Raw genomic sequence first — 24,456 nt, forward strand, 5'->3', positions numbered from 1 at the left:
GGTTTGTGCATTGGTGCCGTAACTCCGCTGTGAGTGGTGCCCCCGAGGCTTCGGCCTCGGGGGCACCGTTCGCGTGGTGACACGTCGAATCGACCCGCTGCGGGTCGCTGCACCTAGACGAGCAGCGGCCCGCCGCACCGCTCTGCGCCGTCCTTGATCGCGATGAGGTTGGCGATCACGTAGGAGATGTTGTTCTGGGAGTGCCACTCGGTCGGGAAGAAGGTGACCAGCCGTGAACTCTGGAACCTCGCTTCGATCTCGGGCACGAAAGTGCGGTACTGGTTGTCCGTGTAGTACCAGAACGAGTTCTCGTTGTAGAAGGCGACGTGCGTCGGGTCCTGGTAGGCACCTCGGCCGTCGGAGCTGGGCGTCATGCTGAGGAGCATGCCGCCGGGCGCCAGCAGCCGGTACAGCTCGTTGATCAGGGGCACCTTCGAGGGGACGTGCTCGAGGAAGTCCACCGCCCGGATCAGGCCGACGGAGCCGTCGGGAAGGTCCAGCCCGGGCAGGGTCGCGACGATGTCGACACCCTCTCCGGGGTGCTGGTCCACGCCGAGGTAGCCCGGAGGCTTCCGGTGGGCCGCGCCGAGGTCCAGCGCGACGAGTCCCTTCCGGTAGGCCCAGGCGAGGGCGTTGGCCTCGACGTACTTGTCGTAGAGGGCGACCGTCTCGCGCTGGATGTGTGCGTTGGTCTCCGGGTCGCGCTGGGTGTTGGCGGGGTGCATCCGCTGGAGGTACAGACAGCGGGGGATGTGGTGGAAGTCGCCGACGTGGTACAGACGGCACATCAGGTCCTGGTCGTCCAGGACCGTGCGGGTCGCGTCGTACCCCCCGGCCTTGTCGTAGGCGTTCTTGCGGAACGCCCGCACGTGGTTGGGCGCGTACCAGATGTAGGCGACGTTGTGCGGAGTCGGAGCCATGGACCTGACCTGGAGCAGTTTGCGTCCGTCGACGCGCACGTCCTCGTAGTGCCAGCCGTGCGTCTCGTTGAAACGGCTGTCGTCCCGCTTGCCGTCCTCGGTGATCTGCGCGGTGTTGCTGTAGACGAAAACGGCGTCGGGCTGCTCGTCGAAGGCCTTGCCGAGTTCCGCCAGACACGACTTCGCCAGCAGGTCGTCGTGGTCGAGTTCCACGAGGATCTCGCCGCGCGCCAGTTCACAGGCTCTGCGTTTCGCCGCTCCGACGCCGACGGCGTCGTCATCGATCTGCACCCGGACTCTCTCGTCGGGGCGCTCCGGCCGCCACCGGGCGCCGTTGTTGAGCACGACGATCCACTCCCAGTCCGGACAGGTCTGCGCCTGCAGGGTCGCCAGGCACTCATCGAGGAAACGGGGCCGGTGGCTGGGGGTGAAGACGGAGAACCTGGGTGTCGCGGTCGACGTCACTGATGCTCCCTGCTGTCTCGATTCGGGTGAGAGGCTCAGGGAATCCCGGAATGGTCCGGCATTTGGTGCAGATGTGCCCTGGCCGCCTGTGAAGTGGAAACCGCAGCCGCACCGGTGAGCGCACCAACAGTCGCCAAGGTCCCACTAGTCACATCTCGTGGACGAGTGTCATTTCCAGCGACGTTACGAGGCCATGCCGACGGTGCCGCCGCGTGGCGGGTACGTGGGAGCGCAGTCCACCCGAATGTACGCGGGGAGAACCTCCGGCAAACTCTGACAACCTCTGACAAACATGGCAGCCGGTCCGCGCGTCGCTTCGGATGCACGCGGACCGGCGCCGCAGGGGAGCCCCTCCGGGGCTCAGGCGGACGCCACCTCAAGTGGCTCCAGGGCCGCCGTGTGCGCGTCCATCCGCTCGGCGGCGAGGATCGCGGCCGCCGTGTCGGCGCGGGAGGCCGCCACCACCAGGGCCCGGCCCGCGAGCGCGTGTGCCCGCCGGTGCAGGGCGGTCGGGCGCGGGGCGTGGTCGACGGGCACCGACGCGCGGGCCGGCGTACGGCCGCCGCGGAGCCGGGCCACCTGACCGGCGAGCCGGTCGGCCGCGGTGTCCAGGTCGTCGGAGGGCGCCGCCGCGCGCAGTTCGTCCGTGACGGCGAGCAGCGCGGCGAGATGCCCCGCGAGCTGGATGTCCAGCTCTTCCTCACGGGAACGGTGCGGGAAGTCGGAGGCACTGCCGGCCATCGCGCTGTGGACCGACTTGGTGCGGATCGGTTCGTACATGGGATGGCCTCCTGAAGCTGTCAGGAAGCCATCCTAGCTTAGATTTCGTCTAAAGTTGAAAACTCTATAGAGATCGGCCGCTGTCGCCACGGGGCGCCGTCACGGCTGGCCGTAACCGTCCAGGAAGTTGCCGATCCGGGTGATCGCCGAGCGCAGGTCACCGACCGACGGCAGGGTCACCACCCGGAAGTGGTCCGGTTCGGGCCAGTTGAAGCCGCTGCCCTGGACGACCATGATCTTCTCCTGTCGGAGCAGGTCGAGGACCATCTGCCGGTCGTCCTTGATCTTGAAGACGTTGGGGTCGAGACGCGGGAAGAGGTACAGCGCCCCCTTCGGCTTCACGCAGCTCACCCCCGGGATCTGGGTCAGCAGCTCGTACGCCACGTCCCGCTGCTCCCGCAGTCGCCCGCCCGGCAGTACCAGGTCGTTGATGGTCTGGCGCCCGCTGAGCGCGGCGACCACGCCGTGCTGGCCCGGCATGTTCGCGCACAGGCGCATGTTCGCCAGGATCGTCAGGCCCTCGATGTAGGAGTCGGCGTGCGCGCGCGGCCCGGAGATCGACATCCAGCCGACCCGGTAGCCGGCCACCCGGTACGCCTTGGACATCCCGTTGAAGGTGAGGGTCAGCAGGTCGGGGGCGACCGAGGCGGTCGGCGTGTGCGTGGCCTCGTCGTAGAGGATCTTGTCGTAGATCTCGTCCGAGCAGACCAGCAGGTTGTGCCGGCGGGCGATGTCGGTCAGCCCGCGCAGCATCGCCTCGTCGTACACCGCGCCCGTCGGGTTGTTCGGGTTGATGATGACGATCGCCTTGGTGCGGTCGCTGACCTTCCGCTCGATGTCGGCGAGGTCCGGCATCCAGTCGGCCTGCTCGTCGCAGCGGTAGTGCACGGCCGTGCCGCCGGAGAGGGAGACGGCGGCGGTCCACAGCGGATAGTCGGGCGCCGGGACGAGGACCTCGTCCCCGTCGTCCAGCAGTCCCTGCATCGCCATCACGATCAGCTCGGAGACGCCGTTGCCGATGTAGACGTGCTCGACGTCGGTCTCGATGCCGAGGGTCTGGTTGTGCATGACGACCGCGCGGCGCGCCGCCAGCAGGCCTTTCGCGTCGCCGTAGCCGTGCGCCGACGAGACGTTGCGGAGGATGTCCTCCAGGATCTCGGGCGGGCAGTCGAAGCCGAACGCGGCCGGGTTGCCGGTGTTCAGCTTGAGGATGCGGTGCCCTGCCGCTTCCAGGCGCATCGCCTCCTCGAGAACCGGGCCCCGGATCTCGTAACAGACGTTGGCGAGCTTGGTCGACTGGATCACCTGCATGTCTGGGAGCTTACGGCCCGGTAACGCTCCGCGGGTCGTGTTTTCCGCCACGTGAGACGCGATGGTTTGTGCGGATACCGCCGACGGCTGTCCCATGGAAATCTCCCGTCCCTACACTGTGCGCCCATGTCCAGGCCACCTCAGTACGACAACGGGGCGTACGGCGCCGACGGCACGGCCGGCGCCCAAGGCACGGATGCGGACGGCGCTCCGCGGGATGCGCCGAACGTGTACCTCCCGCTGCCCGAGTCCACGCCCCCGTATGAGGCGTACGTCGACCCGGCCGCCGCGCACGGCTGGCAGAACGCGTACGACGAGACGGCGGAGCTGCCCCCGGTGGCCGATGCCGGGCCGGTGCCGGTCGGCGGGCCGGTGGTCGGCGCCGAGCTCGTGCCGGCCCACGGTGCCGGCCAGGGGCGGCGGTCGCGGCGGAAGCCGAGCCGGTGGCGGTCGCGCCGCCTGGTGGTCGCCGCCGGGGCGGTCGGCGCGGTGTCCCTGGCCGCGCTGATCGCCGGGCTCTCGATCACGGGATCCTCCTCGGACGGACAGCGGGGCAAGGAGGGCACGAAGTCGGCGCCGGACGCGTCCACCGGCTCGGCGGGGTCGTCGCCATCAGAGGGTTCGGCGTCTTCCGGTTCCCCGTACACCGCGGGGCCGGGCGGTGTGGCGTCGGGCGGCCCGGGCGCCTCGAAGAGCGCCTCGTCGGGCGAGGAGAAGTCCCGAGAGCCCTCGGCCACGCCGTCCACGGACCCGGCCACCGCCACCAGCCCCACGGCCACCTCCACGGGCGGCTCGGCGTCGGGCGGCTCGGCCCCCGGCAACTCCGACGGCAAGGGTCACGGGGCGAGAAGCACGAAAGGGCCCAAGTAGCGGCGAAGCAGGGGGCGCTTTTCGGCCTCGACGACCTCGTCGGACTCTGCCCCAGGCCGAAAACACTCCCTTGTCCTCGCGTACCCCTCCAATCACAATGCGCATGACAAAACTGCGGGTGACCGGAAGATCTCCGGTCACCCTCGTCATGCAGAGGGGACCCCCACATGAGAAAGCCTCTCGTCGCGGCGCTCTTCGCCCTGGTGATCGCCGGGGCCGGCGCCGCACCGGCGGTCGCGGCGCCCGCGCCGGCCAAGGACACCGCTGCTCCCGCGGTCCAGGCCGTCACCTTCGCCGGCACCGTCTCGCTCAGCAACTGTTCCGGTTCGGTCGTCCGCTTCCCGGGTTCGGAGGACGACGACCCGGCGATGGTGATGTCGAACGGTCACTGCCTGGAGACCGGGTTCCCGGCGGCCGGCGAGGTCATCGTCGACCAGGCCTCCACCCGTACCTTCGGCCTGCTCAACTCCGCCGGCTCGCGACTCGGCACCCTGCGCGCCAGCAAGATCGCGTACGCGACGATGACCGACACGGACGTCTCGCTGTACCAGCTCACCACCACGTACGCGCAGATCAAGAGCTCGTACGGCATCACCGCGCTCACCCTGAACAACACGCGCCCGACCGCCGGTACCGCCATCACGGTCGTCTCCGGCTACTGGAAGCGGACGTACGCCTGCAACGTCGACGGCTTCGCCTACCGCCTCAAGGAGGGGGAGTGGACCTGGAAGGACTCGGTCCGCTACACCTCCGCCTGCCAGACCATCGGCGGGACCTCGGGCTCGCCCGTCATCGACAACGCCACCGGCAAGGTCGTCGCCGTCAACAACACCGGCAACGAGGACGGCGCCCGCTGCACCGACAACAACCCCTGCGAGGTCGCGGAGAACGGCACGGTCACCGTCCGCAAGGGCATCAACTACGCCCAGGAGACCTACCAGATCCCGGCCTGCTTCGGCCTCGACAACAAGCTCGACCTGAGCAGGAGCGGCTGCACCCTGCCCAAGCCGTAGGGCCGACAACGGCGTTGACGCGCAGGCGCGTGGACCCGTAGACCCGTATATCCCTACTGCGTCCTCCGCACCGACCGCCCCGCCAGTACGTCCGTCCGACGGCCGTCCTCGATCACGAAACGGCCGTCGATCAGGACGTACGGGATGCCCGTCGGCAGCACCCGCGGGTTCTCGAAGCTCGACCCCGCCGCCACCGTGGCCGGGTCGAACAGCACCAGGTCCGCCCGGTAGCCCTCGCGGACCAGCCCGCGGTCCGGCAGCCGCAGCCGGGCCGCCGGGCGTGCGGTGAGACGGGCGACGCACTCCTCCAGGGACAGCACCCCCAACTCCCGTACGTACCGGCCGAGATACCGGGGGAAGGTGCCGTACGCGCGCGGGTGCGGCTTGGCGCCCTGGAGGATGCCGTCCGAGCCGCCGGTGTGGACGGGGTGCCGCATGATCGCCCGCACGTTGTCCTCGTGACCGACGTGCTGGAGGATCGTCGAGCCGAGCCGGTCGTCGAGGAGGAGCCGGCGGGCGGTCACCCAGGGGGCCTCGCCGCGCAGGTCGGCGGAGTCCTGGACGGTACGGCCGACGAAGTCCCCGAGCCCGGGGTCGGTCACGCCGGAGATCTCGATCGTGTCCCACTCGACGGGCACCCCGTGACAGCCGTCCGCGCCGACCACCTCCAGGTGGTGCCGGATGCGTTCCGCCGTCTCCCGGTCCGCCAGCCGCCTCAGGACCTCCTCCGGGCCGCCCTCGCTCGCCCAACTGGGCAGCAGGGCGGCCAGCGTGGTGGAGCCGGGCGTGTAGGGGTACGTGTCGAGGCTGATGTCGGCTCCGGCGGCGAGCGCGTCGTCCAGGAGGGACAGCAGCTCCGGCGCGCGGCCCTTGTTGACGCCGAAGTTCATGGTGGCGTGCGCGAGATGCAGCGCGCAGCCCGCCTCGCGGGTGAGGGCCACCATCTCCTCGTACGCCTCCAGCGCCCCGGCGCCGTAGGAGCGGTGGTGGGGGCAGTAGTAGCCGCCGTACGACGCCACCACCCGGCACAGCTCGGTCAGTTCGGCGTCCTTGGCGTACATGCCGGGGGTGTAGGTGAGGCCCGAGGACATGCCGACCGCGCCCTGCTCCAGGCCGTCGGCGACCAACTGCCGCATCCGGTCCAGCTCCTGCGGCGTCGCCTCGCGGTCCTCCCAGCCGACGGCGAGCGCGCGGACCGTGCCCTGGGGGACGAGATAGGCGGCGTTCACCGCGATGCCCCGCCCGTCGAAACCGAAGTCGAGCCGGTCGAGGTACTCGCCCACCGACCGCCAGTCGAAGTCGATGTCGTCCCCGTCGCCGTTCCAGCCGGTGATCGCACGGCGGACCTCGGCGAGCGTACGGTCGTCGACCGGCGCGTACGACAGCCCGTCCTGGCCGAGGACCTCGAGCGTGACGCCCTGCGCGGCCTTGGCGCTGTGGTCGGGGTCGCGCAGGAGCGCCAGGTCGCTGTGGGCGTGCATGTCGATGAAGCCGGGGGACAGGACGAGGCCCTCGGCGTCCAGTTCCCGGCGGGCCTTGGGGCGTTGGCAGCCCGCCGCCGCGGCCTCCTGGACGATCGACACGATCCGGCCGCGGTCGATCGCCACGTCGGCGCGGTACGAGGCGCCGCCCGAGCCGTCGACCACGTCCGCGTCCCGGATGACGAGCTCTGCCAGCTCTGTCACGTCCCGCCTCCCTAGAAGAACGTACGGATGTAGTCGACCACCGTGCCGTCCGCCTCCGCGACCGGGATCAGCTGCCACTTGTCGAAGGACGTGCACGGGTGGGACAGGCCCAGGCCGACCCAGTCCCCGACGGCGAGGTCCGCCTCGGGGGCCGTGCGCAGCCAGGCGTGCTGGTCGGACAGTGCGGTCACCTCGATTCCGGTGGCCGGGCGCTCGGCGCCGTCCCGGCGGACCACCTGGGCGAAGGGCAGGTCGAGGTCGTAGGCCGCGTCCCGCTTGCCCGCGTTCAGGAACGCCTGCTCGGCGGACGGCCGGGACACCACCTGCGTCCAGAGCCGGAACGCGGGCTCCAGGGCGCCCTCCTCCGGGACCCGGTTGAAGGGCGTGATCTTGCGGTAGTGGCCGTCGTCGTGCGAGACGTAGGCGCCCGAGCGCAGCAGCTTCAGCACGGGCGCGGACAGGTCGGGGATCTCGGCGAAGACGTCGGCCACCGCGTCGAACCAGGCGCTCCCGCCCGCGCTGACCACGATCTCCTCCGCGCCGGTGAACCGCCCCGCCTTGTCGAAGTCGACGGCGAGCGCCACCAGCCGGCGCAGCCACGCGTGCACCCGCTCCGGGGTGGCCCCCGGCACCTCGCCCTCGTAACCGGCGACGCCCACGAGCCGTAGCGTCGCCGTCCCCGCCACCGCGTCCGCGACCGCCGCGCACTCAGCCTCCGTACGGACGCCGGTGCGGGCGCCCTCGCCGGCGGCGAGCTCGACGACGACGTCCAGGGGGCGGCGGGCGCCGCGCAGGGCCGCGTCCATCAGCTCGACCCCGCGCACGGAGTCGACGTAGCAGACGAGCCGGAAGTCGTCGTCGGCGTCGAGCCGGCCGGAGATCCAGCGCAGGGCGGCCGGGTCGACCAGTTCGTTGGCGAGGAAGATCCGCCGGAACCCGAAGGCGTGGGCCACCCGGACCTGATGCGGAACCGCGAGCGTGACGCCCCACGCCCCGTGGTCGATCTGCCGCTGGAAGAGCTGCGGTGCCATGGAGGTCTTGCCGTGCGGGGCGAAGGCGAGGCCGTGCCGGGTCGCGTACGCCTCCATGAGCCGCAGGTTGTGCGCGAGGCGCTCGGCGGACAGGGCCAGCACGGGAGTGGCGAAACCGTCGGTGAAGAGGTTGCGGCGCTGGGCGGCCAGCTCTCCGACGGTCAGGCCGTCGGCGTCAGGAGGGAGGCCCTTGAAGCGGTGATCCACCCGTTCCGCCGCCAGGCCGGCGAGCGCTTCGATGGCCATGGAGCCTCCCTGATCAGCTCGATTGCATGATGTGCAACACTCATTGCGTATATCGCGTACCGCTGTCTAACATCTCGGGCGACACGGGGTCAACGGAGCCGCCGTCACCCGCAACCTGCCGAGGAGCTACGACGATCGTGACCACGAGCGGACCGTGCAACGCCCCCGACGTCGTGGACGTCGTCGCGCTCGGCGAGTCCATGGTCACCTTCCTTCCCTCCCGGCCGGGCCGCCTCGCCGATGTTCCCTCCTTCGACCGGGGGATCGGGGGCGCGGAGTCGAACGTGGCGTGCGCGCTGGCTGCCGCCGGCCACGCCGTGAAGTGGGTCAGCAGGGTCGGGGCCGACGGGTTCGGCGACCACCTCGTGGAGACGGTCGGGGGATACGGCGTCGACGTGTCCGCCGTACGTCGGGACCCGGCCCGTCCGACGGGCGTGTACTTCCGCACGGCGGGGGACCGGGCGACGGACGCGCACGAGGTGGCGTACTACCGGGCGGGCTCGGCGGCCTCGGTGATGGCCCCGGGCAACGTGGATCTGACGGCGGTGCGGGCGGGGCGGATACTCCACCTCTCCGGGATCACGGCCGCCCTGTCCGACGACTGCCTCGCCCTCCTGTGGGAGCTGACCGCGCCCCGGCCGAACCGGCCGCTCGTCTCCTTCGACGTCAACTTCCGCCCGGGACTGTGGCGCGACACCGACGGCCCCCGCGTCCTGCTCGACCTGGCCCGCCGGGCCGACATCGTCTTCGTCGGGGCCGACGAGGCACGGGACGCCTGGGGCGTGCGCGGAACACGAGCCCTCGCGGCCGCCCTGCCCGAACCGGACATCCTGGTCGTCAAGCAGGGGGGAGGCGGAGCGGTCGCCTTCGACCGGGGCGCCGGCGAGGACATCGGCGAGGACATCGACCAGGGCTTCGGCAAGGGCGTCGACAGGGGCTTCGACCAGGGGGCCGAGTACGGCGTCGACCGGGACCTCGACCGAGGCCTAGGCAAGGACACCGACGGCACCGCCACCCACGCCCCGGCCCCCCACGTGGACGTCGTCGCGGCCGTCGGCGCGGGCGATGCCTTCGCCGCGGGTTTCCTCTCCGGCACCCTGCGCGGTCTCCCCCTGCGAGACCGACTCCGGCACGGTCACCTCTGGGCCGCCGCCGCCCTCACCGCCCCCGGGGACCTCGCCCCGCCCCCCGCCCGTGACCACGCCGACCGACTGGTCGCCCTGGACGACGACGTGTGGGGGACACTTCGACTCGGCCCCGGCTGGACACAGGCCGCAAAGCGGGCCGAGGAGGAGGTACGTACGCCATGAGCCAGACCGTCGACCGCGCGCTGAGCATCCTGCCGCTGCTCGCCGAGGGCCCCGCCGACCTGGGCCAGGTCGCCGAGCGCCTCGGCGTGCACAAGTCCACCGCGCTGCGCCTCCTGCGCACCCTGCACGAACACGGCATGGTCTACCGCCAGTCCGACCAGCGCTACCGCCTCGGCGCCCGCCTGATCGCCCTCGCCCAGGAGGCGATGGAGAACCTCGACATCCGCGAGATCGCCCACCCCCACCTCGCGAGCCTCAACGAACAGTGCGGCCACACCGTCCACCTGGCCGTCTACGAGGAGGACGAGGTCCTCTACATCGACAAGGTGGAGAGCCGCTACCCGGTGCGCATGTACTCGCGGATCGGCAAACCGGTCGCCATCACCGTCGCGGCCGTGGCGAAACTGCTCCTCGCCGACCTTCCCGAAGCCGAGCGCCGCGTCATCGCGGAGAAGCTCGACTACCCCTTGTACACGTCCCGTTCGACACCCAACGCCACCGCTTTCGTACGCGAGTTGGAGAAGGTGCGCGAACAGGGCTGGGCCACCGACCTCGGCGGCCACGAGGAGTCCATCAACTGCGTCGCGGCGCCCATCCGCGGCGCCGACGGCCGCGTGGTCGCCGCGATGTCGGTCTCCGCGCCGAACGTCGTCGTCACCGCCGACGAACTCCTCACCCTGCTCCCGCTGGTGCGCCGTACGGCGGACGCCATCAGCGGCGAGTACTCCGGCAGGACCCCCGTCAAGGAAGCCACCTCATGACCGAGAAGATCGCGCTCACCCCCACGACCCACACCACCCCGCCCGCGAAGTTCTCGCACGGCGTGAAGAAGGGCAACATCCTCCAGGTCGCCGGCCAGGTCGGCTTCCTGCCCGCCGAGGAGGGCAAGCCGCCCACGCCGGCCGGTCCGACCCTGCGCGAGCAGACCCTCCAGACCCTCGCCAACGTCAAGGCGATCCTGGAGGAGGGCGGCGCGAGCTGGGACGACGCGATGATGATCCGCGTCTACCTCACGGACGTCGACCACTTCGCCGAGATGAACGGCATCTACAACGCCTACTTCGAGGAGCAGGGCCTCACCGCGCCCCCGGCCGCCCGTACGACGGTCTACGTCGGCCTCCCCGCCGGGCTCCTCATCGAGATCGACGCGCTCGCCGTCCTGGGCTGAGCCCGGCTGACGGCCCCTCGACTCCCGCAACTCCCGTAACTCCCGCAACTCCCGCACGACGTACACGACACGGCACGGCACCTCGCGGGGTGCCGTGCCGCGATCCCCCCTGCCCGAAAGCTCCATGTTCTTACGCAGAGGACCCCCCAATGTCCCTTCCGCTCGCGGCCGCCACGGCCCCCGAAGCCCCACCTCACACCGGCGGCCTGCTCCTTCTCATCGACGGCACGGCCGGCCTCCTGACCGTCGCCGCCATCGGCATAGCGCTCCTGCTGTTCCTCATCATCAAGACGAGACTCCAGCCGTTCGTCGCGCTGCTCGCGGTCTCCATAGCCGTCGGCCTGCTGGCCGGTCTGTCGGTCACCGAACTCTTCGGCACCGTCCAGCGATCGGACGCGGTGTCCACCATCGAGTCCGGCATGGGCGGCATCCTCGGTCATGTCGCCATCATCATCGGCCTGGGCGCCATGCTCGGCGCGATCCTCGAAGTCAGCGGCGGGGCCGAGGTGTTGGCGTCCCGGTTGCTGAACCTGTTCGGGGAGAAGCGCGCCCCGCTCGCGATGGGCATGACCGGCCTCATCTTCGGCATCCCGGTCTTCTTCGACGTCGGCATCTTCGTCCTCGCGCCGATCGTCTACGCGGCCGCCAAGCGCTCCGGCAAATCGATCCTGCTGTACTGCCTGCCCCTGCTGGCCGGCCTGTCGATGACCCACGCGTTCCTGCCCCCGCACCCCGGCCCGGTCGCGGCGGCGGGTCTCCTGCACGTCGACCTCGGCTGGGTCATCCTGATGGGCGTCATCTGCGGCATCCCGGCCGTGCTGGCCGCCTGGGCCTTCTCGGCGTGGATCGGCCGCCGCATCTTCGTCGCCGTACCGCAGGACATGGTGGAGGCCGCTGCGGAGGCCAAGCAGGCGGTGATCGACGAGCAGCGCGAGCAGGGCGTCGCCCCGCGCGAGCAGCCGGTGCCGCTGGGCACGGTCCTCGGCATCATCGGTACGCCGCTGATCCTGATCCTCGCGGCCACCTTCTCGTCCATCGCCCTGGACCCCTCGACGGGCCGCTCGGTGATCGAGTTCTTCGGCCATCCCTTCGTCGCCCTGACGATCGCCCTGCTCCTCGCCTACTACCTGCTGGGCATCCGCCGCGGCTGGTCCCGCAAGTCCCTGGAGACCGTGTCCACGGCCTCGTTGAAGCCGGTCGGCAACATCCTGCTGGTGGTCGGCGCGGGCGGGATCTTCGGCGCGATCCTCAAGGCCAGCGGTGTCGCCCAGGCCCTCTCCGACACCTTCAACGACGTCGGTCTGCCGGTGCTCGTGCTGGCGTACCTGATCTCGGTCGTCCTGCGGGTCGCGCAGGGCTCGGCGACGGTCGCGATCGTCACGACGGCGGGCATCGTGGCGCCTCTGCTGGCCGAGGGCCATCATTCCCAGGCTTTCGTCGCCCTCGTCATCATGGCCATCTCCGCCGGCTCCATCTTCGGGTCGCACGTCAACGACGGCGGCTTCTGGATGGTGGCGAAGTACTTCGGCATCAGCGAGCGGGACACGCTCAAGACATGGACCGTGCTGGAGTCGGTGCTGTCGGTGGCGGGGTTCGTGGTGGCAGCGGTGCTGAGCCTGTTCGTGTAGCCCGATGTGTCTGCTCGTGTGGCCCCATGTGGTCGTGTAGCCGCATGTAGGCGTCTGATAACAAACTGGGGGCTGGCTGTGCCCGACACAGGATCGTCGACCATACTGCCCGCTGTGGAGCAGCGCATAGGTTCGAGCAGCCAGCCCCTGGAAGGCGCCGGATTCGACCCGGCTTTCATCCCCGGGCTCACCTCACCCGTGTCCGGCGAACCGGCGGACGCCAAGTCGGAGGAGCCGGAGGAGGCGGTCTCGGACGAGGCCGGTTCCGAGTCCGACTCCGACTCCGAGTCCGAGGAGGTCGCGTCGGACGCCTCTGATCGCTCGGGTGCTCCGGAAGCCTCGGGCGCCGCCGGTGACTCCGTGGCGGAACCCGACGCCGACGAGGAACCCGACGGGCCCGTCTTCGAGGCGTCCGACCGCCGCGCGAAGATCTTCGCCGACCACAAGGGCGTCCGGCTCACCCTGGACGACCAGGAGTGCGAGTTCCGCTGGGACGAGATCGGCGCCGTCGAGACGGAGGTCCCCCGCTTCGGCAAGCGGCTCACGATCACCGTGCACACCCCCGACCGCCGTTGGTACCCGATCGAGATCGAGGCCACGTCCAGGACTCGTTTCACGGAGTGGGACGAGCAGTTGGACGCGGTTCTCGACGCGTACTTCGAGGACGGCGACGAGGAGAGCGCGGACGAGGACGAGGTCGCGGAGGTCGCGGAGGGCGCCGAGGTCGCCGAGGAACCCAAGGCCGGAGAGACCAAGCCAGGGAACGCCAAGGCGGCGAAGTCCAAGACCGTGAAGCCCGAGGCGGAGGCGTCCGACGAGAAGGACGCCGACTGACTGACTACCTGTACAGGTACCCGTACTCGGCGTCGGCGAGCGTCACCGGCGTGACAGCGCCGGCGTGACGGCACCGGGGTCGGTCCCGATCAGGACCGACCCCGACCTCGCCTGCGCCCAGGTGCACTACGTGTGCAGGGCGGGCCCGATGAGCGTCAGAGCGGGTTGAGGCGGGCCTTGAGCAGGCAGAACTCATTGCCCTCGGGGTCGGTCAGGACATGCCACTGCTCATCCCCTGTCTGGCCGATGTCGGCCGGGCGCGCACCGAGCTTCAGAAGCCGTTCGAGCTCGGCGTCCTGATCGCGGTCGGTGGCGTTGACGTCGATGTGCAGCCGGGACTTCCCCTTCTCCGGCTCATCCCTGCGACTGAGGATGATCGTCGGCTGCGGACCACCGAACCCTTCGCGCGGCCCGATCTCCAGCGTGCCGTCGTCCTCGCGGTCGAGCACGACGAAGTCCAGGACCTCGCACCAGAACCGCGCCAGCACCTCGGGGTCGCGGCAACCGAGCACGAGCTCACTGATACGACATGCCATAAGAAACCTGCTCTCAGCCTCGGAACCGCCGGGAGACCACACGCGGACTCCATGGACTCCCAGCAGTGAAAACAACCCCGCGACCGTACCCGAGGAGGCGAGCACGGGCCAACGATTTCCCGACGCCCCTGTCCGGCCAACTGGACGGCTGGGAAAGGCCGTTGGCCATGCATGAGGGAAGTTGACGTCGAGTTACGACCTGGCTAGGCGCAGTACTGCGCCTCCTTGCCGATGGACCGGTACACGCAGTCCGCGTTCTCCAGCAGCTGGAGCACCGCGTCCCGGTTGCGCGCGGTCTCCCGCTCGATGACCTCGTCGGGCGGGTAGAAGCCGCCGCCGGAGCTGGACGACGGGTACATCTCGAAGGTGTAGCTGAAGATCTTGTGCGTACCCCAGAGGTAGTCGTCGATCGACCCGTCCGTGATGTACAGGTCGCTCGACTGCTCGGGCGTGTAGCCGTTGCTCGCGGCCATCTTCCGGCCGATCGTGGCGAAGGCGTTCCGGTCGTCCGCAGTCATGCCCGTAGCCGTGTCCGCGGTGGTGTACCCGAAGGGCCACAGCACCAACTCGCTGTACGTGTGGAAGTCGACGCCCGCCGTGATCTGCTGCTTGCCGCCGACGACCCGGCTCCGCACGAAGTCGGCGACCACCTTGACCTCGGTCGCGGACTCGGCGGAACTGCCCCGGTAGGTCTCCGAGGACGTCGAGCCCGAGGAGCCGCCGCAGCAGCCCCAGCGGTAGTTCCAGTTGCGGTTGAGGTCCGTACCGACGTACGAGGAACCGCTGTTGGGCTGCCGGTTCTTGCGCCATGAGCGGTAGGAGCCGGTCGCGATGTCGTACTCGCCGCCGTCCGGGTTGAGGTCGGGCACGATCCAGATCTCACGGTTGTTCACCATGCTGGTGATCCGGGAGTCGGAGCCGTAGCCGGCGCCCAGCTCGCGGAGCAGGTACAGCGCCATCTCCACCGTCAGATGCTCACGGGCGTGCTGGTGGTGCGTGAACAGCACCTCGGGTTCGGCCTCGTCCGTCGCCACGTTGTCGCTGATCTTGATGGCGATGATGTCCCGGCCCTGGTACGACTTCCCGATCACGCGCTTGCTCATGATGTTCGGGTACGCCGCGAGCCGTGTGTTGATCTCCGCGTTCGTCTCGGCGTAGTTGTGGTAGCGCGAGTCGGCCGAGGGGAAGTCGAGGAGCCGTACGTCGTCCTCGCCGTTCGACCGGTCCGGCGCCGCGCCCATCGGCGTGACCTCGTAGCCGAGTTGCCTCAGCTTGGTGGCCTGGTCCGCGCGGCCGGAGACGAACACCGAGTGGTCGTCGGCGTCGTCCACCGTCACCCCGGCCCGCTGGAGCGCCGTGCGGGACGTGGAGTCCGAGCGCATGTGCACCTCGTACTGCCGGATGTCGTCGGCGGACGCGGCAGCCTTCTGTGCGCTGTCGGCGTTCGCGGAGAGCGGGGCCGCGAGGGCGAGCGCCGCGATGCAGGCGACGGCGGCGACGGCGGCGCGCCGTCTGCCGGAGCGCGCGCCCGAGCCTCGTACACGGAGTCGCATGAAGTCTCCTAGGTTCTCCGGTTCTCCGGGTTTCCGGGATCTCCGGAAGTGGGGGAGTGGAGCGGGGGGTGGTTCGGCGACGGTGGTGCGGGCCGGTCGGCGGGTGGGGCGTTGCCGGCGGGCCCAGTGCGCCCTGGTGCGACCTGGTGCGGGTGTGCCGCTCATCGTCTGCTTGTGGCATGAGCAGGTCAAGAGGAAATAAGGACGCGATGGCGCGAAGTGTGTGACGCGCAGGGGCCATTGGCGAGGGTCCGCGCAGGTTGCCGTGCGGATGGGTGACCCCGGCGCTCCCCCCTTCCTTCACCGCACGCCCCCTTGCCTCATCGTCCGCTTTACGCTTTCTTGATCGTCATGGCGGACACCACAGACAGCAAGGACAACGCGGCCACAGGGGCGGCGGCCACCTCGACACCCCGGAAGTCCAGTTGGAAGTACATCGGCCCCGGAATCGTGGTCGCGGCGACCGGCGTCGGCGCCGGTGACCTCGTCGCCACGCTCATCGCGGGCAGCAACTTCGGCTACACCCTCCTGTGGGCCGCCATCATCGGCTGCCTGGTCAAGATCTCCCTCGCGGAGGCGGCGGGCCGCTGGCACCTGTCCACCGGCAGCACCCTCTTCGACGGCTGGGCGAGCCTGGGCCGTTGGACCACCTGGTTCTTCGTCATCTACGTCGTGATCTGGGGCTTCGTCTACGGCGCGGCCGCGATGTCGTCGAGCGCGCTGCCCCTGCAGGCCCTGTTCCCCGACGTGATGGACCTCAAGTCGTGGGCCGTCCTGTGCGGTCTGGTCGGCCTGGTCTTCGTCTGGTTCAACAAGTACGAGGTCTTCGAGAAGGTCATGACCGTCCTGGTGGGCGTCATGTTCGTCGTCACGGTCTACCTGGCGATCAGGGTCACCCCGAACCTGGCCGACGCCTTCGCGGGCCTGCTCCCCGTCCTGCCCGACGAGAAGGACTCGATCCTCAACACCCTCGGCCTGATCGGCGGCGTCGGCGGCACGATCACGCTGGCCGCGTACGGCTACTGGGTCAACGCCAAGGGCTGGACCAACACCGGCTGGATGAAGGTCATGCGGCTGGACAACCGCGTCGCCTACGCCACGACGGGCATCTTCGTCGTGTCCATGCTCTTCGTGGGCGCGGAACTGCTCCACTCCGCGAACGTGGCGATCGCCAGTGGCGACAAGGGCCTGATCCAGCTGAGCGACATCCTGGAGGACAAGTACGGCACGGCGACGGCCAAGTTCTTCCTGATCGGCTTCTTCGCCACGTCCTTCACCTCCCTGATCGGCGTCTGGCACGGCGTGAGCCTGATGTTCGCGGACTTCGTGTCGCGGTACCGGACGGATGCGGGGGCGGCGCGAGCCGAGAAGGGGACGGCGGGTGCGGGTGCGGGTGCTGGCGCCGGTGCTGGTGCCGGCGCGGGCGAGGGTGCGGCGTTCGGTGAGGGTGCGACATCGAGTGCGGGTGCGGGTGCGGGCGCGGATGCGGATGCGGGTGCGGCGTCGGGCGAGGCGATCGCGTCGGGCGGCCGGGAGAAGTCCTGGCCCTTCCGCGCGTACCTGCTCTGGCTGACCTTCCCCCCGATCATCCTGCTCTTCCAGGGCCAGCCGTTCCGCCTGATCATCCTCTACGGCGTCCTGGGCGCCGCGTTCCTCCCCTTCCTGGCCGGCACGCTGATGTGGCTCCTGAACTCCTCCCGCACCCCCCGCGAATGGCGCAACGGTTGGCTCAGCAACTCCATGCTGGCGATCGCGGGCCTGCTGTTCCTGATCCTGTGCGTGAAGCAGATCTGGGACCAGCCGTGGGCGGACTTCTTCTGATCACGTCCGGCCCGGTGACGCTCAGAGTAGGTGGTCGGCCTTGCCCGCCTTGATCTCGAGGATGAGCGAGCGGAGCGCTTCACGGGTGTCGGTGAGGTAGGTGTCCTCGGCACCGGCTATTGCGATGTAGGCGTTGCCGGTGGGGTCGGTGCCGAGGCGGAAGCAGGCGGATCCCTCGGCGCAGAACGGTTCTTCCCATGCAATGTCGGGCATGGTTGTCTCCTCAGAGTCGGGTGGCGATGTCCTGGATGAAGGCGTACGACTCCGTGGGTGACAAGGCGTGGCGCTCCATCCAATCGAGCTGGGCTCGGTACTTGGACAACTGGGCTTCCTGGTCCAGGAATTCCGGGCCGTGGGCGCTGTCGATCTGCACGGTGTCGAGCTGCGGCACAGGCCCCTCCATATAGACGACGGTCTGTCCCGCGCCAGGGAACGAACCCGCATCGAAGGGGATGACGCGCAGCGTCACGTGCGGCCACTCCAGCGTGCCGAACAGATACTCCAGTTGCGCCCGGGCCACCTTGCGCCCGCCGAACTGCATCCGCAGAGCCGCCTCGTGGACTATCCCGACGTACTCGGTGGGGTCCTCGCGCTCCAGGATCCGCTGACGCTCCAGGCGATGGGCGAGCCGCAGAGCGACCTCGTGCTCGGGCAAGGGCGGCAATCCGGCCTTGAAAACAGCCCGGGCGTGATCGCTGGACTGCAGAAGGCCCGGCATGTGGATCAGGTGCACGCTGCGTAGCCGCACAGCGTGATGCTCCAACTCGGCAATGTCGAGCAGCCCGGCTGGAAGACTGCCCCGGTACTTCTCCCACCAGCCCCGCTCGCCCGGCTGGGCCATCTCGACCAGAGCATCGACGTAAGCGTCGTCGTCACAGTCGCAGTTGCAGGCGAGGGTGCGCAGCCGCTCGGCGCTGATGGCCCGGGTGCCTGACTCGATGTTGGAGATCTTGCCCCGATCCACGCCAAGGAGTCCGGCTGCGTACTCCCCGGTCATACCGGCGGCGGTGCGCATCCGTCGTACCTCCGCGCCGAGCCTCTTCTGACGCTCGGTCGGAGACGTCCTCGCGGCCATGCCGCTCCTTCCTCGAAGCCAGCGCCACTCTATGTGGTGCTTGTGTTCTCCCGAAGCGAGGGCAACATAACCCCCTTATGCTCTACAGTCAGTAATGCACAAGCTACACACAGCAGTTGGCAGTGCACCGCGCGAGCCTGCCCGCACCCTCTTTCCCTGGGAGGGGTGGGTTCGAGCCCCAGGGAGACGAGCCACCGACTGCTGCCGAACGACAGTCAACACCCCCACGCCCAACAGGAGTCACCCCATGCCCATCTCCCGCTGCCCCGTGGCCCCGCCCCACACGGCCGACCCCACCGCGCCCACCCCCGAAACCCTGTCTTACAGCCTTACGCTCCCCGCGGCCCTGGCCAGCCCCTCGCTCGCCCGAGCCGCCACCCGAGAGGTCCTGAAGACCCACAACCTGCACGACATGCTGGACCCGGCCCTACAGGCGGTAGGCGAACTCACCGCCACCGCAGCCCAGTTCACGGAAACCCCCACCTTCTACCTATCCCTCCGCTACCGCGCCGCCACCCTCCGCCTGATCGCCTACGACAGTCACCCCCGCCACACGCAACCCCACCTCGCCACAGCCTGCGACACCCGCCGCCGCGCCGCCCTCCGCGTCCTGGCCTGCGTCTGCCGTGCCTGCGACGGCACATGGGGCTTCGGTGAGGCCCCCGAACCGGGCGGCGGGACGCGCATGTGGGCGACACTGCCGAGGGCGGGAGCGACGGCGTACGGGAGGGACCGGCACACCGAGCTCAAGCGCTGAGCCCAACCCGTGCCCCGGCCCAGTGGGGAGGCTGCCCTCCAAAGGACGGGGGCTCCTCTGCCGACTACTGGAAGGGGACAGTGAGCCAAGGGCTGTCGGATTCGGACATGAGGATGCGATGGGCGTCGAGCACGTCCGTGTACCACTCCCCGAACTCCTCGTCGTCGAAGTGGAGACATCGCCCCAGGATGTAGCCGGAGGAGAAGTCCTGCCAGGACCGGTACGAGCGGATCGCGCCGAGCCCCGCTTCGATGACCGCGGCTTCGACTTCCTTCAAGCCGCAGTAGCGGGAGCCGAGACCCCAGCGGGCCATGCCCGAGGCCCGTCCCAGATCCCAGGCGTCCACGGAGGTGACGTACCGGTTCTCGGCGAGGATGCCGTCGGCGCGGAAACGGGCCTCATAACGGGTGATCCTGCCGATGAGATGCTGCACGCCTTTGATGTGAGCCTCGGTCTCCGCTTCCGGCCGGGGCTCGGTCCTCGTGACACCGTCCGGGGTGATGACGGTTGCGCCGGTGGCGCGATCACGCAGGACTTGGGCGGCCGTGTCACGCCAGTAGGCGGTGTCGACATAGCCGCCGAAGTCACGCGCGATGGTGCGACGGAGCCGCAGGGCGAACTCCCAGACCGGGTTGGCCCCGTCGAGTGCCAGCAGGGCACGCTGCTGTGCCTGCCACTCCTCGTGGCTGGTGACACCCCACCACTCCCGAAGGGCCTTGCGTTCTGCGGGGTAGCCGGAGCCGTGGTAAGCCATGGCGTTCCAGGCGAATCCGTCGCGGACGAAGAGGAGGGCCCCACAAGCCAGTCCACGGGCAACGGTCCCCTGGAGAGGACCACCCACACGGAGTGTCCGGACCTGTGGTGCGAAGGAGGGGAAACCCGCCCGCTCGGAGTGCTGAGCCCAGGCCGCCGAGTACGGCGGCGCGGAAGGGAGAAAGGCCTCGCACGGACTACCGGGATTGACCACGATCATCGGAGGATCGGTAGGTTTCCAGACCTGCGCGAACCACGCGAGGTCGTTCCAGTCGAACACGCGGTGCGGTTCCGGCGCGGGAAGCATCCCGTCGGTGTAGACCGCCCAGATCCGCCCTCCAGGGACCCGTGGGTCGTGTCCGAACACGGCGTAGGTCTCACTGGGCGTGGCATCCGCCTTGTCCCGCCGTATCTCGAAGTACACCCGACTCCGCGCGAGCGTGTCGAAGTACGCGCCCCAGTCGCCACGCGATTTGGCCTCGAACAGTGACTCCTCGATCTCTGTCGGCGGGAGCCAGGCGGGTGGCGCGGGAACAGCCTCGCCGGCTCACGGCGGACGGTCGTGACATCACACTGGAGTACGACCGGGTCGGCCGCGAAGTCGGTCGCCGGTTCGGTGAGTCCTTGAGCGTGTCCCGGTCGTTCGATGCCATGAACCGGCTGATCTCCCAAGCAGTGGACCACCCCCGCGGACGTATTCAGTCGAGGACGTACGAATATCGCGCGGACGGCAGCCTGACCAAGGTCCAGGACCAACTGGACGGCGTTCGGCAGTACGAACTGGACCTGGCGGGAAGGACGACGAGGGTCAGCGGAGAGGGATGGGAGGAGTCCTACTCCTACGACCCGCTCGGCAACCAGGTGGCGGCCGGTTGGCCAGCCGGTCCATTCGGAGACGACGGCTGCGGCGAACGCGCCTACCAGGGCGCCGACCTCGTGCGTGCCGGCCGGATTCGCTACGAGCACGACGCGGCCGGCCGTGTCGTACTCCGCCAGAAGACGCGGCTGTCCCGCAAGCCGGACACGTGGCGGTACAGCTGGGACGCGGAGGACCGGCTCACCCAGGTCGTCACCCCCGACGGCACGGTGTGGCGGTACCAATACGACGCCCTCGGCAGACGCACCGGCAAGCAGTGCATCGCGGAGAACGGCGTCGACGTACTGGAGCAGGTGGACTTCACCTGGGACGGTGTTTCGCTGTGCGAGCAGACGACCAGGTGGGGCGAGACGAGCGACTCGGTGACCCTGACGTGGCATCTCCACGGCCCGGAAGCGGTCGCCCAGAGCGAGCGCCGGACCACGGCCGCGGCCTCGCAGGAGGAGATCGACGCCCGCTTCTTCGCCATCGTTTCCGACCTCTCGGGATCTCCCTGTGAACTGATCGACGAGTCCGGAGAAATCGCCTGGCGCTCCCGCGCCACAAACTGGGGAAAACTGTCCTGGCCGGTCGGAAGCAACGCTTACACACCACTCCGTTTTCCGGGCCAGTATTTCGACTCTGAGACGGGCCTGAACTACAACTACCTCAGATATTACGACCCCGAAGTCGCCCAGTACATGAGCCAGGACCCTCTCGGCCTGGCGCCGGCGGCCAACCCTGTCGGGTATGTGGATCGGCCTTCGGTCTCCTGCGATCCCCTTGGGCTCGCGCCTCAGAAGTCGCCGATCCCTCCCAAGCCGTATGAGACGACGAATCTTTCCGACTTGGCAAAGCAGTTCAATCCCGAGGGAGGGAACATGAACTGCACTTACGTCGGCGAGGCTTTCGAGCGGTATATGCGTGGCGAGGGAATAAAGTCCGTGCCTGGGGATATGGGGGGAGCGCAGCAATTGGATCGGCTGGAGAGTGTGTTCGGCGCGAGGTTCAGAGATACAAGCTTCTGGGACATGGTCGACCATGTCCGAAATTCTGGGCACGGTGCGCGCGGTATAGTCGCAGGGGAGTCTCCCATCCCAAATCAGCCGGGACACGTATTCAACGTTGTGAACCATCAAGGTCGGGTTCTTTTCGTTGACGTCCAGACGGGGTTCGTCGACCCTATGATGTACAAGGGATTCAAATTGATGAGGGTGAACTGATGTATACGCCGGAGCAAGCGGAGTGGCTGGCTGCGAATTTTCTCCGCCAAATATCTGCTGGTTGGGACAATGAAGTCGCCCTGTTCGAAGAGGACAGCCATAAGGCGGCGAAGGGTGACTTCTTCTACTTTAGCTATCAGTCTGTCAAATACTTGTCCACCAGAGATGACAAGTACCTCGTCTACGGGCCTCCCTGCATCTCCGTGCACAACGTGACCGGTGAGTGCCGATTTGTCAGCATGCAGGACCTGAAGGCGGCTGGTGACCCGTACAACTGGTGGCACTGAACCTTTCCCGGTAAGGGGTCGCGACGGTGCGTCATCACCAGGAGTTGGACGTCACAGTCATCGCCGTCGCCTCGGTGGGAGTGCAGGTCGAAGTCGACGGCGGCGGGGTCGGATTCGTCGACCAGGTGAAACACTCCTCCTGGTGGGACGAGAACACAGCCCCGCCTCAGGTCGGCGACCGGCTGCATGTCGTGGTGCTGGACGCCGGCCGGGAGCCGCCTCGGTTCAGCGCGCTTCAGCAGGACATCGACGTGGCGCGGCGGTTGCGGAGCGATGACGCATGAGTTCGCTGTGAGTTGTGGGCGTGGCACCGAAGAATGAAGTGGCGCCACGCCCGTGATCTCAATGGGCGAGGGCTACGGCAACCCGTGCACGTGCGGCCCCACCACCCCCGACCAAGCATTCCCCGCCCGCGCATCCCAGTTCGTCGACCACGTCATCGCGCCGCGGAGGTCCGGATAGGTCCGCGACGGCTTGAACGACCCGCACGCCGTCCCCTTCGTCAGGCAGTCCAGCGCGTTGTTCACCACCGACGGCGACACGTACCCGCTTCCCGCTCCGCTCGGTGAGGCGGGGAGGCCCAGGCCGACCTGGGACGGGGACAGGCCGCCCTCCAACTGGATGCAGGCCAGGGCGGTCAGGAAGTCCACCGAGCCCTGGGAGTACACCTTGCCGTCGCAGCCCAGCATGGAACCGCTGTTGTAGTACTGCATGTTGACGACCGTGAGGATGTCCTTCACCTTCAGGGCGGTCTGGAAGTACGTGTTGGACGTCGACTGCATGTCGATCGTCTGGGGGGCCATGGTCAGGATCAGGGACGGGCCCGCCTTCGCCGACAACGCCCGGAGCGCCTGCGTCATGTACGTCGCGTTGAGGCCGTTCTCCAGGTCGATGTCGACGCCGTCGAAGCCGTAGGTCTGCATCAGGGTGTGGACCGAGTTCGCGAAGTTCGTCGCGGATGTCGGGTCGGTCACCGAGATGGTGCCGCGCTCGCCGCCGACCGAGATGATGACCTTCTTGCCCGCCGCCTGCTTCGCCTTCACGTCCGCCTTGAACTGGTCGACGGTGTAGCCGCCGAGGCCGGCCGAGTCAAGGGTGAAGGTCACGGCGCCCGGTGTGGTGGTGGCGTCCGCGAAGGCCACCGCGATGATGTCGTACTGGGACTGGACGTCCGAGAGTTTCTGGACCGTCGCGCCGTTGTTGAAGTTCTGCCAATAACCCGTCACGGCGTGCTTCGGCAGGGAGCCCCCGCCGCCGTCCGGAGCGGTCGTCGTCCGGCCCGTCACCGCCGCCGACTTCGCCGACTCGCCCGCCGCGTTCGTCGCCGTGACCTGGAAGGAGTACGAGGTCGAGGCCGCGAGGCCGGTCACTGTCGCCGAGGTCCCGGTCACCGCCGTCGCCTTGGTGCCGTCCCGGTAGACGGTGTAGCCGGTGGCGCCGGAGACGGGGGACCAGGCAAGGGAGATGGACGAGGAGGCCGCCCGGGTGACGGTGACACCGGTCGGCGTCGCCGGGATCGTCGGGGCCGGGTCGCCGCCACCGCCGCCGTCCGGGCCGTACAGCGACACGTCGTCCGCGTAGTACGCCGCCTGTCCGTACCAGCCGTGTGTGTACACCGTCACCGAGGTCGTCGAGGAGCCCGTGGAGAAGGTGGTCGACAGTTGCTTCCACGATGACGAGTCCGGGGTCCAGGTCGACACGTCCGTCGTGCCCGTCCCGGTCGCGCCCAGGTAGGCGTACCCGCCCCGCACCCAGGCGCTCAGTGTGTACGTCGAGTTGGGCTTGACCGCGACCGTCTGGGTGCACCTAGCGTTGTCCTGGCCGGCCGGCGTCGCCTTCAGCGCGGCCGAGCCGCCGTGCGTCGGGGAGGAGACGGTCGTACCGCTGCCCGCGGAGCAGGTCCAGTTGGTGAGGCCGGACTCGAAGCCGGCGTTCTTCGCGTTGTTGACGTCCGCGGCGGACGCCTGGCCCGCGACGGCGACCGTGAGTCCGAGTCCGAGGCCAAGGGCGAGGCTTGCGGTGAGGGCCGTGGCGAGGATCGCTGTGAGGGTCGTGGTGACAGATCCAGCGAGGAGCCGTAGCCGTAGCGGTAGCCGTATCCGTCTGCGTCCGTGCCGGCTTCCGGGCATGCCTGATTCGCGGCGCACTGGTGCCTCCGGTGGGGGAGAGGGGGCGTGGGACGACGGTGGCCACCGCTGTGCCTACAAGTTGGTCCAGACCAATTCGACTGTCAAGGGTCTTGGCGGTTTCGGGCCTGAGGGTGAGGTCAACTCGCTGGAGGAACACAGGAGCTCGTGGCAAGTGCGCCCCATCTGCATGGAAATAGGCCCCTTT

General features: G+C 68.9%; 23 protein-coding genes. 12 read left to right on the forward strand and 11 right to left on the reverse strand.

What is annotated here, in order from left to right; translation table 11 throughout:
* Positions 1 to 113: 113 nt before the first annotated feature.
* The 3 genes from OHA64_RS30655 to OHA64_RS30665 all read right to left on the reverse strand — a co-directional run bounded on the left by OHA64_RS30655 (position 114) and on the right by OHA64_RS30665 (position 3,476).
* Positions 114 to 1,385 (reverse strand): glycosyltransferase, encoded by a 1,272-nt coding sequence (locus tag OHA64_RS30655; RefSeq protein WP_405618506.1) that lies wholly within the window; start codon positions 1,383 to 1,385, stop codon positions 114 to 116.
* Positions 1,386 to 1,745: 360 nt separating this feature from the next.
* Positions 1,746 to 2,165, reverse strand: a complete 420-nt coding sequence (locus tag OHA64_RS30660) for a hypothetical protein (RefSeq protein ID WP_405618508.1) — start codon at positions 2,163 to 2,165, stop codon at positions 1,746 to 1,748.
* A 99-nt stretch (positions 2,166 to 2,264) separates the two neighbouring features.
* Entirely contained in the window at positions 2,265 to 3,476 is a 1,212-nt protein-coding gene (locus tag OHA64_RS30665) for a pyridoxal phosphate-dependent aminotransferase (RefSeq protein ID WP_405618510.1), read from the reverse strand.
* Positions 3,477 to 3,602: 126 nt separating this feature from the next.
* Between OHA64_RS30665 and OHA64_RS30670 the strand changes: the two genes are divergently transcribed.
* Together OHA64_RS30670 and OHA64_RS30675 are read left to right on the forward strand one after the other, a co-directional pair.
* A complete protein-coding gene (locus OHA64_RS30670; RefSeq protein WP_405618512.1) occupies positions 3,603 to 4,346 on the forward strand; it encodes a hypothetical protein in 744 nt (247 codons plus the stop codon).
* 167 nt (positions 4,347 to 4,513) lie between these two features.
* Complete coding sequence (locus tag OHA64_RS30675) at positions 4,514 to 5,359, forward strand: serine protease (protein WP_405618514.1); 846 nt, start codon at positions 4,514 to 4,516, stop codon at positions 5,357 to 5,359.
* A 53-nt stretch (positions 5,360 to 5,412) separates the two neighbouring features.
* Here OHA64_RS30675 and OHA64_RS30680 read toward each other — a convergent pair whose 3' ends face one another.
* Positions 5,413 to 7,035 (reverse strand): amidohydrolase family protein, encoded by a 1,623-nt coding sequence (locus OHA64_RS30680; RefSeq protein WP_405624187.1) that lies wholly within the window; start codon positions 7,033 to 7,035, stop codon positions 5,413 to 5,415.
* Between the two features lie 20 nt (positions 7,036 to 7,055).
* Entirely contained in the window at positions 7,056 to 8,321 is a 1,266-nt protein-coding gene (locus tag OHA64_RS30685; RefSeq protein ID WP_405618516.1) for an amino acid deaminase, read from the reverse strand.
* Positions 8,322 to 8,458: 137 nt separating this feature from the next.
* Between OHA64_RS30685 and OHA64_RS30690 the strand changes: the two genes are divergently transcribed.
* The 5 genes from OHA64_RS30690 to OHA64_RS30710 all read left to right on the forward strand — a co-directional run bounded on the left by OHA64_RS30690 (position 8,459) and on the right by OHA64_RS30710 (position 13,261).
* Complete coding sequence (locus OHA64_RS30690; RefSeq protein ID WP_405618518.1) at positions 8,459 to 9,631, forward strand: sugar kinase; 1,173 nt, start codon at positions 8,459 to 8,461, stop codon at positions 9,629 to 9,631.
* Complete coding sequence (locus tag OHA64_RS30695; protein ID WP_405618520.1) at positions 9,628 to 10,392, forward strand: IclR family transcriptional regulator; 765 nt, start codon at positions 9,628 to 9,630, stop codon at positions 10,390 to 10,392. Before OHA64_RS30690 ends, OHA64_RS30695 begins: the two co-directional genes overlap by 4 nt.
* Positions 10,389 to 10,799, forward strand: coding sequence for a RidA family protein (locus OHA64_RS30700; protein WP_405618522.1), 411 nt, complete (start codon positions 10,389 to 10,391; stop codon positions 10,797 to 10,799). Before OHA64_RS30695 ends, OHA64_RS30700 begins: the two co-directional genes overlap by 4 nt.
* A 149-nt stretch (positions 10,800 to 10,948) precedes the next feature.
* Complete coding sequence (locus OHA64_RS30705) at positions 10,949 to 12,427, forward strand: GntP family permease (RefSeq protein WP_405618524.1); 1,479 nt, start codon at positions 10,949 to 10,951, stop codon at positions 12,425 to 12,427.
* Between the two features lie 114 nt (positions 12,428 to 12,541).
* On the forward strand, positions 12,542 to 13,261 hold the full coding sequence (locus OHA64_RS30710; protein ID WP_405618526.1) for a hypothetical protein: 720 nt from the start codon (positions 12,542 to 12,544) through the stop codon (positions 13,259 to 13,261).
* A gap of 155 nt (positions 13,262 to 13,416) precedes the next feature.
* Here the strand turns inward: OHA64_RS30710 and OHA64_RS30715 are convergent, their stop codons facing one another.
* Positions 13,417 to 13,797, reverse strand: a complete 381-nt coding sequence (locus tag OHA64_RS30715) for a VOC family protein (protein ID WP_405618528.1) — start codon at positions 13,795 to 13,797, stop codon at positions 13,417 to 13,419.
* Between the two features lie 203 nt (positions 13,798 to 14,000).
* A complete protein-coding gene (locus OHA64_RS30720; RefSeq protein WP_405618531.1) occupies positions 14,001 to 15,350 on the reverse strand; it encodes a M14 family metallopeptidase in 1,350 nt (449 codons plus the stop codon).
* A 351-nt stretch (positions 15,351 to 15,701) separates the two neighbouring features.
* Here OHA64_RS30720 and OHA64_RS30725 point away from each other — a divergent pair, with 351 nt between their 5' ends.
* The gene (locus tag OHA64_RS30725; protein WP_405618534.1) at positions 15,702 to 17,171 is read left to right on the forward strand and encodes an Nramp family divalent metal transporter; all 1,470 of its coding nucleotides are present in this window, start codon (positions 15,702 to 15,704) and stop codon (positions 17,169 to 17,171) included.
* Positions 17,172 to 17,192: 21 nt separating this feature from the next.
* Here OHA64_RS30725 and OHA64_RS30730 read toward each other — a convergent pair whose 3' ends face one another.
* Both OHA64_RS30730 and OHA64_RS30735 read right to left on the reverse strand, forming a co-directional pair.
* Positions 17,193 to 17,384, reverse strand: coding sequence for a hypothetical protein (locus tag OHA64_RS30730; protein ID WP_405618537.1), 192 nt, complete (start codon positions 17,382 to 17,384; stop codon positions 17,193 to 17,195).
* A 10-nt stretch (positions 17,385 to 17,394) separates the two neighbouring features.
* A complete protein-coding gene (locus tag OHA64_RS30735; RefSeq protein WP_405618539.1) occupies positions 17,395 to 18,246 on the reverse strand; it encodes a helix-turn-helix domain-containing protein in 852 nt (283 codons plus the stop codon).
* Between the two features lie 247 nt (positions 18,247 to 18,493).
* Between OHA64_RS30735 and OHA64_RS30740 the strand changes: the two genes are divergently transcribed.
* Positions 18,494 to 19,003 (forward strand): ATP-binding protein, encoded by a 510-nt coding sequence (locus OHA64_RS30740; protein ID WP_405618542.1) that lies wholly within the window; start codon positions 18,494 to 18,496, stop codon positions 19,001 to 19,003.
* Between the two features lie 64 nt (positions 19,004 to 19,067).
* Here the strand turns inward: OHA64_RS30740 and OHA64_RS30745 are convergent, their stop codons facing one another.
* A complete protein-coding gene (locus OHA64_RS30745) occupies positions 19,068 to 19,757 on the reverse strand; it encodes a DUF1266 domain-containing protein (protein WP_405618544.1) in 690 nt (229 codons plus the stop codon).
* 521 nt (positions 19,758 to 20,278) lie between these two features.
* On the opposite strand from OHA64_RS30745, the gene OHA64_RS30750 reads away from it, so the two are divergent.
* From OHA64_RS30750 to OHA64_RS30760, 3 genes are read left to right on the forward strand one after another with little or no spacing between them, the layout of a single operon-like run.
* Complete coding sequence (locus OHA64_RS30750; protein WP_405618546.1) at positions 20,279 to 21,835, forward strand: RHS repeat-associated core domain-containing protein; 1,557 nt, start codon at positions 20,279 to 20,281, stop codon at positions 21,833 to 21,835.
* A complete protein-coding gene (locus OHA64_RS30755; RefSeq protein ID WP_405618549.1) occupies positions 21,835 to 22,122 on the forward strand; it encodes a hypothetical protein in 288 nt (95 codons plus the stop codon). Before OHA64_RS30750 ends, OHA64_RS30755 begins: the two co-directional genes overlap by 1 nt.
* A 26-nt stretch (positions 22,123 to 22,148) precedes the next feature.
* Positions 22,149 to 22,406, forward strand: coding sequence for a hypothetical protein (locus OHA64_RS30760; protein WP_405618551.1), 258 nt, complete (start codon positions 22,149 to 22,151; stop codon positions 22,404 to 22,406).
* 72 nt (positions 22,407 to 22,478) lie between these two features.
* Here the strand turns inward: OHA64_RS30760 and OHA64_RS30765 are convergent, their stop codons facing one another.
* The gene (locus tag OHA64_RS30765) at positions 22,479 to 24,251 is read right to left on the reverse strand and encodes a chitinase (RefSeq protein WP_405624189.1); all 1,773 of its coding nucleotides are present in this window, start codon (positions 24,249 to 24,251) and stop codon (positions 22,479 to 22,481) included.
* Positions 24,252 to 24,456 lie beyond the last annotated feature (205 nt).

It is taken from the genome of Streptomyces sp. NBC_00076 (genome assembly GCF_045041235.1).
In the GTDB taxonomy this organism is placed as follows: domain Bacteria; phylum Actinomycetota; class Actinomycetes; order Streptomycetales; family Streptomycetaceae; genus Streptomyces.